The organism is Mucilaginibacter sp. P4_G9 (genome assembly GCF_056400985.1).
The window spans coordinates 1-12,020 of the sequence record NZ_JBFUKF010000156.1 but is presented as its reverse complement, the minus strand read 5'-3'; the positions used below and the strand labels follow the sequence as shown (position 1 = coordinate 12,020).

10 protein-coding genes and 1 pseudogene are annotated in these 12,020 nt (G+C 41.7%); 4 read left to right on the top strand and 7 right to left on the bottom strand.

Annotated elements, in window-relative coordinates:
* The coding region (locus tag AC1DPZ_RS14490) for a class I SAM-dependent methyltransferase (protein WP_477404526.1) at positions 1 to 902 on the top strand (902 nt) is incomplete at its 5' end.
* A 72-nt stretch (positions 903 to 974) separates the two neighbouring features.
* On the opposite strand, the gene AC1DPZ_RS14485 is transcribed toward AC1DPZ_RS14490, so the two are convergent.
* From AC1DPZ_RS14485 to AC1DPZ_RS14470, 4 genes are all read right to left on the bottom strand, one after another.
* Positions 975 to 1,355 carry a YybH family protein gene (locus AC1DPZ_RS14485; RefSeq protein ID WP_477404524.1) on the bottom strand — a complete coding sequence of 127 codons (381 nt, stop codon included), beginning with the start codon at positions 1,353 to 1,355 and terminating at the stop codon, positions 975 to 977.
* A 29-nt stretch (positions 1,356 to 1,384) separates the two neighbouring features.
* A complete protein-coding gene (locus tag AC1DPZ_RS14480) occupies positions 1,385 to 2,128 on the bottom strand; it encodes an isocitrate lyase/PEP mutase family protein (protein WP_477404528.1) in 744 nt (247 codons plus the stop codon).
* 111 nt (positions 2,129 to 2,239) lie between these two features.
* Complete coding sequence (locus AC1DPZ_RS14475) at positions 2,240 to 3,052, bottom strand: DUF6597 domain-containing transcriptional factor (protein WP_477404522.1); 813 nt, start codon at positions 3,050 to 3,052, stop codon at positions 2,240 to 2,242.
* A gap of 56 nt (positions 3,053 to 3,108) precedes the next feature.
* Entirely contained in the window at positions 3,109 to 3,591 is a 483-nt protein-coding gene (locus tag AC1DPZ_RS14470) for a YybH family protein (protein ID WP_477404520.1), read from the bottom strand.
* A 180-nt stretch (positions 3,592 to 3,771) separates the two neighbouring features.
* On the opposite strand from AC1DPZ_RS14470, the gene AC1DPZ_RS14465 reads away from it, so the two are divergent.
* Positions 3,772 to 4,713: a DUF5996 family protein gene (locus AC1DPZ_RS14465; protein ID WP_477404518.1), complete on the top strand. Its 942-nt coding sequence runs from the start codon at positions 3,772 to 3,774 to the stop codon at positions 4,711 to 4,713.
* Between the two features lie 133 nt (positions 4,714 to 4,846).
* Here AC1DPZ_RS14465 and AC1DPZ_RS14460 read toward each other — a convergent pair whose 3' ends face one another.
* Positions 4,847 to 8,083, bottom strand: a complete 3,237-nt coding sequence (locus AC1DPZ_RS14460) for a VIT domain-containing protein (RefSeq protein WP_477404516.1) — start codon at positions 8,081 to 8,083, stop codon at positions 4,847 to 4,849.
* A gap of 379 nt (positions 8,084 to 8,462) precedes the next feature.
* On the opposite strand from AC1DPZ_RS14460, the gene AC1DPZ_RS14455 reads away from it, so the two are divergent.
* The gene (locus AC1DPZ_RS14455; protein WP_477404514.1) at positions 8,463 to 9,662 is read left to right on the top strand and encodes a hypothetical protein; all 1,200 of its coding nucleotides are present in this window, start codon (positions 8,463 to 8,465) and stop codon (positions 9,660 to 9,662) included.
* Positions 9,663 to 9,724: 62 nt separating this feature from the next.
* Complete coding sequence (locus AC1DPZ_RS14450) at positions 9,725 to 10,852, top strand: hypothetical protein (RefSeq protein WP_477404512.1); 1,128 nt, start codon at positions 9,725 to 9,727, stop codon at positions 10,850 to 10,852.
* A 61-nt stretch (positions 10,853 to 10,913) separates the two neighbouring features.
* On the opposite strand, the gene AC1DPZ_RS14445 is transcribed toward AC1DPZ_RS14450, so the two are convergent.
* On the bottom strand, positions 10,914 to 11,567 hold the full coding sequence (locus AC1DPZ_RS14445; protein WP_477404510.1) for a lysophospholipid acyltransferase family protein: 654 nt from the start codon (positions 11,565 to 11,567) through the stop codon (positions 10,914 to 10,916).
* Positions 11,564 to 12,020, bottom strand: a pseudogene (locus AC1DPZ_RS14440) (alpha/beta fold hydrolase); the annotation flags it as partial. The pseudogene AC1DPZ_RS14440 and the gene AC1DPZ_RS14445, both read right to left, overlap by 4 nt.

The window sequence follows — 12,020 nt, the reverse complement described above, 5'->3', positions numbered from 1 at the left end:
CAACGGCGATGTATGAAATACAATCGTATATAGCGGCAATAGAGAAAGATACCCTGCTGCGCCAGGAGAAAAACTTTGATAAGCGGATGGAGGTTATAGATTTCATCGGTTTCCGGGTTATTGATCAGATTGAAGAACTCCTGCAGAAAACAGGCGAACCAGATAAACTGCTTTTTCTGAAATACCGTGCAGAAAAAGTAAAAGCCGAACTGGAAGAAATTGATATTAACCTGTTTCAAAAACTGCAGGCAAAGATCAGGACAGGGAGATATACAGGAAAAGAGTTCAAAAAACTGGTTAATGAATACACCGGTTTTAATTCAGACCATGAACACCAGGAAGACCCAGGTTATGATAACCTTGATATTTTTATCAACGGGTTATTCCCCCTTCAGACTATGCCGGAGCAGATTAAAGATTTAGAGCCGGAAATGGTATACTACCAAAAAACGCCTGCCAGGATCGTTTTCGAACTTGCAGAGAAATCCCATTTCACGAAAGAGGATGTTTTTTTTGATTTGGGCTCGGGCCTGGGCCAGGTAGCCATCCTAATTAATCTTCTCACCGGGGTTACAGTCAAGGGTATAGAGTTTGAGCCGGCCTTTTGCGATTATGCGGCTAATTGCGCGGCAGCGCTCCATTTATCCAATGTGACATTTATAAATGCCGACGCACGGAAAGCAGACTATTCTGAAGGGACCATATTTTTTATGTTTACGCCCTTCATGGGTGAAATGCTGCATGAGGTTTTAGAGATTTTGAGGAAAGAATCGTTACAGAGAAAAATTAAGATTATTACTTACGGACCCTGCACGGCCCAGGTAGCTTTACAAAGCTGGCTTGATTTTGCTACCCCGAAAGACAATAATAGTTATAAGCTGGCTGTTTTTACCAGTTTATAAAATGAATGTGTCCGGCCCCGGCTCCTATAAAGAAAACAGGGCCCTGACACATCATTTGCAGGTTATTCTTTTTTAAGCCAACAGGTTAGCTTCAGCGCCAAATGCCTGATCTATTACTATTTTCCAGGTACCATCGGCCTGTTGTTTCATTACTTCGATGCCCTTGGCAGCTATTTTTACTTCGCTGCCATCGGTAATGCTCCATTCAGATCGCCCCAGGGCAATATCGCCTGTTTGAAGACAATAAACAGTTTTAATTTCCATTTTTCCTTTAATGGATAAAATGGCTTTTATCGATGCTTCAAATTGATCTTTGCCAGATACCGGCTTGTTTGGTTCAGGTACAATAATGCCGGTAACATCGTACATGCTCATTACTGTGGCTACATCGCCTGTGTTAAACGCGGCGGCAAGTGTGGCATGAGCATCCTGCGCTCTTGTTGGTAAGTTCATCTTTTTTGTTTTTATTGGTGAATAGAAAATTATGACAGAATGGACGAGAAGTTTTTATCGCTAATGACAGCCCTTGCCAATTTCCCGGCGGCATCATAAACTTTATTAAAAAGAAATGGCCCCATGCTAATCCTTTTTACACCCAGAGCCCCCAGCTCTTCGAAACCCGGCAAATCGGGCATACACATAACATTAATGGGAAGCTTAGTGGCATTCACCACTGTTTTAATATCATCACTGTTGGTGATACAGGGTACAAAAATCCCGCTGGCGCCCGAGTTTTCGTAGCTTTTGATCCGGGTGAGCGTTTCTGAAAGTGCTGTTGGCAAACCCAAAAGGAATCCATCCGTCCTGATGTTTAAAAACAATTTCAAATTGTCCCTGCTGATATGATCAGCTATGGCAGCAAGTATTTTTTGGAATTCATCAACAGGCAATAAATTACGGGTAACGCCCGCAATCGTATCTTCCAGGTTTATGCCAGCCACACCTGCATCATGCAGTTTATTTATATTGGCAATAATGTCTGGAATCGTACGGCTATAGCCACCTTCCATGTCTACCGAAAAAGGGATATTAACTACCTCAACTACCCGTTTGGCTAATTGAAGCAAGGTTTCGAAGGGCAGGTTTTCTCCGTCTTCATAACCCCATGAGTTTGCCAATGCCTGGCTGGAAACGCCAATTGCTTTATAACCATTAGCTTCAAATAGCTTTGCACTGTTAACATCCCATATATTGCCTAACAGGAAAGGCGTTGGGTTTTGGTGCAGCTGCGAAAATGTTTCAAAAGTGTTYATACAATAAATGTTTAATATTTAATTATACCAAAGGTATGGCAGTGGTAAATCTTAAAATTGTATAAACCGGAACCGTTTRAAATTTTATTGAAGTAACAGCTGGTTAACAGGAGTTATGTTTTCCATGTACGCCGAGGGTGTAAGGCCGGTAAAAGATTTAAAATCCCTTATAAAGTGCGATTGGTCGAAATAGCCGCAGTTATAGGCAATGGCAGTAAAAGGCTGTTCGTTTTTGGCAATAAGCTTAAGGCTGAACTGGAACCTGTTTATTTTATTGAACGATGTTGGCGAGAGGCCGGTATTCTGGTAAATTAATTTGTGCAGGTAACGTGGGGTAATACCGTGTTTGGATGCAATATTACCAAGGTTATTTTCTGCCGGGTTCTTTTTTATGCTTGATAAAATATGGGCTACTTTATCAATCTTAAATGATCTTTTTTCGCTGCTGATTAATCTTTTCAATAAAAAAATCTCTGTCAGCTCTATTCTTGTGTGCTGGTCTTTTGTTTCTAAAAGCTGTGCGTGTAAGGTTTTTGCCGGGCTGCCTATAATATCAGTAAGATCAGAGATCTGGTCGTTAAATACCGCTATTTCGTCATTAAAAAAATAGGCTGCAGAATGCGTAAAAAATTTAATGCCCAACATGGTATGCCTGCCCTTTGACCTGATAGCAAGGGGCTTTGTGATCTGTCCCCATAATTCTATCGGAGGGGTTTTGAGGAATGTATTTTCAACTGACGACTCCCACGTACCTTCACCCAGGTTAAAGATCACTTCCATATCGCCGCTTGGAAATACAGTGTCCTCAAATTCAATGTCCGAATCTGATTCAAAGATATAATAGTGCCTGATGTAAGGCTTTAAAATATCTGATGGAAAAAAATGCTTAAATTCCATATCGTGAATTTATGACTTTTATATTTCTTTTACACCAACTGCAATAGCTCGTATTTCTATTTATTCCTGTCGCTGCTGAAAGAATCCCTGAACATTTTCCAGCCTTTTGCAGTTTTCTTCCACAATACCAGGAATTTACCTTCATCAAACAGTTTATTATTAACATCAAACGACTGCCAAAACCCCACTTCGGTTACAAATTCTTCACCATCGCCAAATACATCAATGGTAATAAACTTGCCATTCCTGAGACCAATTTGCTCATAAGCTATTTTAAAAAATTTGAGCGGCGCTTCTGCACCGCACATTGCCGGTGCATTTGGTGGCATAATCCAGCAATCTTTTGCATAGCGATCAATAAATATGGATGAATCACCTTTTGCAAAAGCCTGGAAATAGATGCTGTTACTTTCGGCTATAGCTTTCTTAGCATCTTCAAGATTGGCGTTTCTCTTTGCTTGTTGCGCATCACAATGGCCAAACAAAAATAGCAGGACAAGTAATTGCATCACAGCGGGAATATTATTTCTATTGATCATAACATTAATTAATTTGAATTTATTTATCAAAATTACCGCTGCTATCGGCCTTAAAATTGTACAAATCGGAACAAGCTTTTAAGTTTATGGCTGGTACTTTCTCCCCGCCATTTTTCCATATCCGTCCCCAGTCAAAACATATTACTGCGTCTCCTGTTTACCCTTTAAAATTTCAGTCCCATGACCGATCAACCTACATCAACCTGGCCCGTTTTAGCTTACCACGATCTAAAGGAAACAATCGCCACAGCACATATGTATACCCAGATAGTTGGCAAAATAAGGCTGCAGAAAATGCCCTGGATCAATCATTCATGGCAGGTAACGCTGTATGTAAGCCCCACCGGACTAACTACAGGCAGTATGCCCTATGATGGCGGCGTTTTCCAGATAGACCTGGATTTTATCAACCACCAGGTACAGATCACTACCAGTGAGGGAATCAGGCTTTATTTTGCACTTGGGGGTCAAACAGTGGCCGGTTTTTATAGTGAGCTGATGGATAGTATTCGCAAAGCAGGTGTGGAAGTAGCCATTTACCCGGTACCAAACGAGGTAGACCCCGCCATACCATTTGCTGAAAATCATGCGCCTTGCGGTTACAACGCCGTGGTAATGCATAATTTTTGGCAGGCTTTGGTCAGGATCCATAATGTATTTACCGATTTCAGGGCCGGGTTCCAGGGCAAGAACAGCCCGGTACACTTTTTTTGGGGTGCATTTGACCTGGCAGTTACACGTTTTTCGGGCAGACCGGCGCCATTGCACCAGGGAGCTATGCCCAATATACCAAAAGAGGTGATGCAGGAAGCATACTCGCAGGAGGTAAGCTCATGCGGTTTCTGGCCGGGCTCAGAGGAGTTTCCGCACCCTTCCTTTTATTCGTACTGTTACCCTGCGCCGGATGATTTTGGCACTCAGCAGGTAGCGCCGCCCGAAGCGTTTTACAGCAGTGAAATGGGTGAGTTTTTTTTAACCTACGAAGCCGTACAACGATCTGCCAAACCAGAAGAAACATTGCTGAAATTTATGCAATCTACTTATGATGCAGCCGCCAAAACCGGCAACTGGGACAAAAACCTTCAATGTGACCTATCGGCGCTTAAAAATAGCCGGGATTGATAAGGGGATGAAAGAAACTTTTGCAATTGCGAGRCATATTTCGCGAAAATCTGAAGATGCTGTGTTTCTCTAATCGTGCAAAAACTTACGAAGGTTTGAAACTTCGTAAGTTTGGTGCTAAGGTTAAAACCCTTTACTTAAAATCCAGATCTCCGATATATACCGCTCCTTTCGAATCCTTTTTCATTTGTAATACAATAAGCTCCTTTTTTTCCTGTGGGGTTCCGTAATGGGTAAATAGTTCGGCCATAATGGTTGTTGGCCCGGCAATGGTTGCCTGCCTGTCGCCATAATAGTTAATCTCAATTTTGTAGGTGCCTTTTATAGCCTTTTTTAATAAAAACTGCTCCGGGCCAAATCCCTGGGTCATGTCATCCGAAATGCGTCCGCCAATTTCGGTGCGGTTGTGGCCGTAGTAACATTTCTCGTTATTCGGATCGGTTACCCAAAGGTCAATATCGGTATTATTCATATTCCAGTCCATTACAATGCGGATGTCTGCCGGTAATGATTTAATAACTGTTTTAGAAATTGCAGAAAGATTAAGGCGCTCTTTATTTAAGGCGATGATCCTGTTTATTTCGGGTAAAAATATCTCCTGTATGCCATTATAAAGGCCGTCGGCTTCGGCCGTATAACTCTTTTTCATGGCGGCATAAAGTACATCTAAAGCCTTCTGGTGTTCGCCGGCATCCTCCAAAGCCAGGCCATAATCGCGGTAACTTTGCGGATCTAAGGGGCGTAATTCGGTAACTTTTTTAAAGGCAAATACCTCACTCTCGAAATCTCCGGTTTGTTTTAATTTATAGCCCAGCATTTTATATAGCTCATAGCTGCCCAGGTCTAACTCGGCCAAATTACTTAATATGCGCTGGCCCAGTTCTTTGTTCCCGGTTTTTATAAAATAATCGGCAACATCAAAATAGTAAACAGGGTTACCGCTAAAGGCCTGCCTTAACTCCAGGTACTTTTGATATTGCCCGGTTTTGGCAGTTTTTTGGATAGTTTTTAAATAATCGGCATTCGCGGGACTGTAGGTAATATTGATTCCCTCTTTTTGTTTTAATTGGCTAACAACAGAGTCGGCATTGGCTGCCCTGCCATTTTTGGTGGTTACCACAATTACTCCATTAGCGGCTTTAACACCATAAATAGCTGTTGTATTGGCATTCTTTATCACATTTATTGATGCAATATCATTAGGGTTAATATTGGGTGGATTGCTGGTTGCCACCCCATCAACAACGTACAATGGCTGCGTGTTACCCACACTGGAGTTACCACGAATAGATACCTTCTCGGCTGACCCCGGTGTACCCGAATTTACCACCAGGCCTGATACCCGCCCCTGTAGAGTTTGCACAGACCCTGTAGCCGATGTTTTTCTTTGTACTCCGTATCCAACCACAACAACTTCATTAAGGTGGCTGGAGCCTGGTGTCGCCTGGTTTGCTTTATACCTGGCTACCTCGTTTGTTGTTGTCTGTCTAATATCTGAATTTCCTACGGGTTCATCTATAGTCACATCAGCACTTGCAGCAGCTGTATTTTGATGAGGTGTTTTCCTGTTCTTGGGCTTGGGTTTAACCTCATGCTTAATATCGGCATTCCACCATTGCGTTAAGTCATTTAGCATATATTGAGCAGTGCTAAGGTTTTCCCGCTGAGGTTGTACATTATTGGGCGCCCTTTGTTTCATAATGGCATCATACTGTTCGCGCAATTCGGCAGGCGGTTCAATGCTGTATTGAATATAGTCGTACACGGTTTCTAAAACAATGAGGGAAGTGTTGCGGGTAACTACACCAAAACGTTTACCTAATGATTCGATGTCCTGCCGGTTAGCGTCGTAGTTAATATCCAGCTCGCTTATCTTTTTTTGCGCCCATAGTTTGGCCACATCAACATCTTCAACCGCGTTTTTTGCCAAATCGAGCGTGATCACTTTTTCGTAGCTTACCTTATCACTATAACCATATTGTAAAGTGATGGCCTGGTTAGGGTTTCGCGTAATACCTGCAATTGAAAATGTACGGCCAACCGCAACCGGCAAAGAAGGGTAATTTTCTTCGACCGAAGTGCCGGCCTTTATCCCTAAAAAATGCAGCGGCTGAGTAGTTAAACTTTTTAGCGCCTTGTCGTTATCATCCCTGGTCAGGTCAATAAGTTCACCATGCGTTTTCAAGGCTATCAGTTTCAGGTTACTATAATCGGCCGATGCTGATGAATTGATACAATAAACAGGCTTGTTACTCAATTTTATGGTCTTTTCGCCAAAGGTTTGATGCCCGTCGCTCATTAATAAAAACTCGTCTGCCTGGTATTGCGCTAAATTGATGTTTCCCAGGTTGGTAGCCCCGTCATAGGTAGTATGTTCAAGGTCGTTTTTAAGCGTCGCCCAATTACCATTGCTGATGCTATAAGTTTTTGTGCTTAAAATGGCGTTACTAAAGCTTACCAAAGTAATTTCAGCATTATTTATCTTTCTGAAATAAGCATCCAGCAGTGCAAATTCCTTTTTGCTGTCGCGGTTGGCGCCGCTTAACGATGCATCCCACAATAAGCCGATGCGGTGAGGGCCAGGCTTGTTTATAATTTGTGATTGCAGGGTAGTGTTGATGAAATAATAATACTTATTACCTTGAGCCTGTATCATTACCTCGTTTGCATTCAACGGTTTTGGTATCGAGAAAGACAGGGAATGATCAGGTGTATCGTTAATTTTTTCGATAGAGGCAGTATAGGTATTTTGATGGTTATCAAACTGCAGGTTATCGCCGTTGGAGTTATCGGTAACCGGGGCCGTTACACTTTGAATTACAGCCGCGTTAAGCGAGAATTTATCTACCGTATCTTTTACATTGAGGGGTAAAGTAAATCTCAGATTGCCGTTATCTGCCAGCGGGATCTCTTCTTCGTAACCAATAATTACAGTGCGCGTGCTGTGCGGATTAATGGGATAAATACGGGTACGAAAAGTGTTACCCTCTATTTTTTCCAGCAAACCCGGATCAACCCGGCGGCGTTCAATAGCTTCAAAAACTACGGTACCCTTTCCCCTGTCAACCGGAACGGCCTCGCGCATTTTGCCGTTAATATCTAAAGCATACCGGCTGATGCTTACACCATCTTTAAGCGGAAAAGTTAATGTGCCTTCTAAAATACGGGACGTGGAATTAAAGAAAGTCATTTGCCACGTGGTACGGCTGATATTACCGTAAATGGCAACGTCAATTTTTAGTTGCTGCAGCTTTACGCCGTTATTGCTTTTACCATCTACAGTAAGTTGCGGGCTTTGGGCAAAGGCAGTTGATAYCTGTAGTGCGATGAATACAGTTACCGATAAAAAAAATAAATTTAGTCTTTTCATGGATTGCTTATTTCCTGTTAGATGCAGGTATTATAAACATTCCATAAAATGATTTTAAAATTATCTCTCCTCCGTCCCCGCAGGATCTCTCATCGGGGGCGCGTTTGCAGCATACCGGGTTAATTTACGGCGGCACCATAGCTATACAAACTCCGCAATAAGGTAAATACTCATGAAAAACAGGTAAAAACACGGGGGTTTAAAAACAGGTATTTACACGCTTATCTGCGGTAGTATTTAAAAGCAACTTTGTTATGCAAAAGCTTTTGAAAAGTGGAGATCAGCTACCACTCAAAAAAACGGGCTTACCTGTAAATGCATCGTTACAGGGGCAAATCCCCAAAAGCCTTACGTAGGGGAAAACTAAAGCAATTCAAACATGAGTACGTTCTTAGATTTACAAAATGGTTGGTATAATGGATTCTCGCAAGGCATGGGTCAAAGCCCGGATTCCTTCCAAATCATTCAGCCAGCGCCACCTATAGCAAGTGGCTCTGCAGCAAACAGTATATTCTGGGCATATTACAATAATATCCCGCCCTTTTCTTTAACACAACAGTTTGCAGCAAGCGGTGGTAATCAATTCTACAACGATTACAGAGGTTTACTGTCTGCCCTGGTTCCTTCAAGAGAAATAAATGTTAAGGAGGATATCGGTGCAGCCAATTATGCAAAATGGCAAGCATACGTTTTAAAACTCCCTACGCTTCCATCCATGAATCAAATCCCAACTATGTTTAGAAACTGGGCTATGTTTTATGCACCAAGCGTTGCCAATATCGGTTCTTCTGATTATGCCGCGATTTTATTAGATCCTATTGCTACTGCTCAAAACGAACTGGCTTTAATTTATACAGATGCACAAGGACTTCCAATAAATTTTGATTGGCAGCTTAGTTATACCGATATGGTAAACCAGTTAAACAGCAGTCCTCAGAGAGCATTCTCGTTTAACAGCAACTCCATGAATTCTAATGTAAGCAATTCATGGACAGGCGGTTCCGATTCAGGATTCTTTGGACTTTGGGGAGGCAGCAGCTCTACGTCTTCAATCAGTGAGCAATTTGCCGCAAGCAATGTAACAGTTAATGCATCATTCGACAATGTATTGGTTTTTGCTAATACACCTGGCGCATGGTACTACTCATCTGCAATGGGGCTGGCCTATGCTAACCAAAGCGGAAACCCATGGAGCCCGGGCTCTTCTATCAATTGGAACAATACTTTTGGCACCAATGGAAACATGCAGCGTTTTGGCGCCAACGTGATTGTTGCTTCTGGTATGTCGGTAACAATAACTTCTGACGCTTCCTATTCTACATTGGATCAGCAAACTATTACATCGAGCGGATCTGCCGGATTCTGGCCATTCTATTGCGGCAGCAGCGGCAGCTCATCAACCAATACAGCAACCTTTAATGAGAACGGTAATTTACAAATTACCACATCAAGCATACAAGGTGTGCCTATTGTGCTGGGTGTTAACGTACTATCTGCAGGAGAATTTGTTGGGCATTCATCAGCGCCTGCAATTGCGCTTTATGCTTCAGCAAAAAATTTCGAAGAGGTGAATGCATAATTTCTTTTGAAGGCTGGCTAAAAACCAGCCTTCATTTTTAGGTTGATTATTATATACCGCTAATGATGACAAACATAAATCTTCCTTGCGACAGCATTACAGCAATTACAGACGCGTGGTACAACCAATTGGCCGGCAGCCTGAACTTGTCGATCAATAATTTTCAGCTGATACAACCTCTTGCCATAGCAAAAGATGACGAAAGTCTTTGGGCTTATTTTAATACTATTCCTCCGCCAACTTTAAAATATAATTACTGGCTTTATAACCAGCCCAGCTTTTTTAGCCAATATGCAGCTGTGATAAACCAGCTGGCATTTCCTGACAGTACTTTTAGAAAAGACATAGGTGCCGCTAATTATGCAAGATGGACTGTTTATTTAAAGAGTTTATCACCCCAGCCACCTGCCAATACATTACCAACTGTGTGGTTTCAATGGGCCATGATAAATGCGCCGTCTGTAGCTAACATCGGACGTACCGACCTCTCCTATCAGTTGCTTATTAACAGCGGTCAGGCGGCTTTAAAACCCTATGAAGGGTCAAATGCAAAACCGGTTGATTATTTACCTTCTTTTTCTTATTTAACTACAACACTGCGGGCATCGCCGCCCACAAATTTCTCATTTAACTCATTAAACGATAATCCCAATGTATCAAAGTCATGGATACCCGGTTATGACCCTAATTTTTTTGGATTATGGACCGGGAGTTGGTGCGGCTTACATTTGAATAAAAAGTTTGCGCTAAGCACCATTTCTATTACAGTAAGTTTCGACCATTTTTGTGTTGTGCCCATAACGCCCGGTGCCTGGTATAACTCAGGACTGCTTCATCTTGCATTGGTGTCAAAAACGACTCCTCCATGGACAACGCCCGCTAACTGGGACGAGTATTTTGGCAGCGATGGAACGTTTAATTATGCTATTGGATCTGTGCTGGCTGTGGATGGAATTACGCTTAACCTTACTTCTGATGCTGATTTTACCGCCGATGAGCAAATATTAATTAAAGCAATGGTTGAAATGGGTTACTGGCCTCTTTACAGTCTTCAACAATCTTCTATTATAACCAACAACATTTCCTTTGAATCCGGAAAAATGACCATCCAGGTTCAATCTACTCCTGGTAATCCTATTTTAATAGGTAATAATGTTTTTGGTATAAACCAATACTTAGGTGGCAGTTAAATTGTCACAGCGGGATTACCGAGACCGCGCCCAGGCAATAAACTAATGCGGTTATATCCTGTTAGTTTTCCTCGTCGGTAAAACGTATGTTTTGCTTAATTGATTGAAGGTGGTGTTGGTTAACTTGTTGTTTCAATGTATCGAAATCAAAGTTGTGATTTGTACCACAATCAAGCATATTGAAATATACCGAGGGACTTATACTTTCAAAGTATTCGATAATATTGCTGGTCCATATGATCTGGCAGTTTCCTTTAATTAAAGGGATTATTTCGGCAATACCCTCCTGGAACTTAATCGACCGGATATGACAGCTTTCCAGGTTTCCCTGCGGAAAAAACAGCAGCAGGTTACCTGGTTCGGCAAGCTGTTCGGCAGCATATGCAAAACTTTCCCTGATGGACTTTTTACCCGGCTCAACAGAAAAACTGCCGCAATACCTAAGCCAGCTGTTCTTTTGCATCTGCTTTTTTAACGACATGATGTATAAACGCTTCATCTGCCCCTGCTTTAAAATTACCTTCCAGGCTAAATAAAAACCTAAAAAACCATCGCCAAAGCCAAAGTGATTACATAATAAAATATAGGAATGGCCTGGCTTAATTTCAATTGGGTTAATAACCAGTTTATTTAAACGTGATTTTAAAACCTTTTCAACCAGGTACCCGGCAATTTTCAATAAAAAAAGTGGCAGTGGCTTTGATTTAATGATCATAACAACAGGCCTCCTAAAACTGCAGCAAAACGTTTATTAATTATTTCGTGGCTTTCATCCATATCTATTATTTCGGCGTTTTTTATCTCGGCTAAAAAAGCTTTCCCGATAGCAAGCGGGTACTTTTTGTCACGCTTCCCAAAAATGAAAATGCTCCTTATAGCATATTCGTTAAGTAACCTGGTCAACTTAGCTTCATCGGTTATTAAAAACCGCAAATAAGTAAAGCATGCGTACATGTTAAACCTTAACTCTTCTGTTTCAATTTCTTTTAGCAAAATATTATAGCCTTCGGCATCCACAAGGCCAATTCTTTTGCAGGTAACCAACAGGTTTACCATCGCGTTTTTACTTAAAACTATTTTCTCTAAAATTTTATTCCCGGCCGCATTCCTGCTAAAAAAACTAACCAGGCTACCCGGTTTAATAGATGATGGCGCCGCTACAATATAT

Coding starts and splice junctions, on each gene's coding strand:
- AC1DPZ_RS14450 (WP_477404512.1), top strand. CDS start 9,725: ATGATGACAAACATAAATCTTCCTTGCGACAGCATTACAGCAATTACA.
- AC1DPZ_RS14475 (WP_477404522.1), bottom strand. CDS start 3,052: ATGGAATTTAAGCATTTTTTTCCATCAGATATTTTAAAGCCTTACATC.
- AC1DPZ_RS14455 (WP_477404514.1), top strand. CDS start 8,463: ATGAGTACGTTCTTAGATTTACAAAATGGTTGGTATAATGGATTCTCG.
- AC1DPZ_RS14470 (WP_477404520.1), bottom strand. CDS start 3,591: ATGATCAATAGAAATAATATTCCCGCTGTGATGCAATTACTTGTCCTG.
- AC1DPZ_RS14465 (WP_477404518.1), top strand. CDS start 3,772: ATGACCGATCAACCTACATCAACCTGGCCCGTTTTAGCTTACCACGAT.
- AC1DPZ_RS14445 (WP_477404510.1), bottom strand. CDS start 11,567: ATGATCATTAAATCAAAGCCACTGCCACTTTTTTTATTGAAAATTGCC.
- AC1DPZ_RS14485 (WP_477404524.1), bottom strand. CDS start 1,355: ATGAACTTACCAACAAGAGCGCAGGATGCTCATGCCACACTTGCCGCC.